The sequence below is a fragment of the Hymenobacter agri genome (assembly GCF_054778495.1).
In genome coordinates, this window is the sequence record NZ_BAAGZM010001015.1 from 1 (window position 1) to 1,003 (window position 1,003).

General features: G+C 67.8%; 1 protein-coding gene. It reads right to left on the reverse strand.

All coding sequences use genetic code 11. The annotated features are described in order from the left end of the window. A partial coding sequence (locus tag ACYVDE_RS24125) for a sensor histidine kinase (protein ID WP_460504063.1) occupies window positions 1-983 on the reverse strand: 983 nt, incomplete at its 3' end. Window positions 984-1,003: the final 20 nt, after the last annotated feature.

Consider the following 1,003-nt stretch of genomic DNA (forward strand, 5'->3'; position numbering starts at 1 on the left):
ACCGGCGCCCGGTGGCTGGGCAGGTCCATGCCCAGGCCGTTGTCGCGCACGCTCAGGAAGGGCTTGCCGGCGGCGGTGAGGCCACTGCGCACTTCAATGTGCGGCGGCCGCTCAGGCGCGGCAAACTTGAGCGCGTTGCTGAACAGGTTGTGCAGGATGGAGCGCAGGTGCGCCCGCCCGTAGGTGAGCGTGGGCGCGGCCGAAAAGTCGAGGTCGAACACGGCCTCGGCTTCCTGCACCTGGGTACGCAGGCCCAGCAGCACTTCCTCGGCCACGTTGCGCAGGTCGAGGTTTTCGGCCGGGGCCGAGAGGCCGCGCTGGTCCTGCACGGTAGCGGCCAGCTCCTGCAGGGTGGCGTCGAGCTGGCCCAGGGCTTCATCCAGCATCAACACGATTTCGCCTTCCTGCGGGTCGTCGAACGAGGCGGTGCGGCGCAACTCATCAAACAAGCCGCGCAGATTGAGCAGGGGCTGCTTGAGGTCGTGCGAGGCCGTGTACACGAAGGTGTCGAGGTCGCGGTTGGTGCGGGCCAGCTCGTCGTACTGCGTTTGCAGCACTTCGCGCAGGCGGTGCTGGTCGTCCACGTCGGTGCAGGCGCCGAACCAGCGCAGGCCGCGCTCATCAGTAAGCTGGCGCGCCCGGATGATGTGCCAGCGGTAGCGCCCATCGTGCCGCCGCATCCGGAACAGGCCTTCGTAGGCTTCGCCGCTGGCCACGCTGTGTACCCAGCGCCGGGCGGCGCCGGCCTGCTCGGTGGGTTCCAGCAGGTTTATCCAGCCGGTGGGACCCAGTTCCTCTTTCGTGAGGCCTGAATACTCGGCGGTGTATTCGTTGTAGTAATCGATAAAGCCCTCGGCCGTGGCCGTCCAGATGAGCTCCGGAATGCTGTCGGCCAGGAAGCGCAGCTCGGCCTCGCCGCGGCGCAGGGCTTCGGCCAGCTCGCGCTGGTCGTGCACTTCGGTAATGGCGCCGTGCCAGAACACGGGCTGGTCGGGAGCGTGCA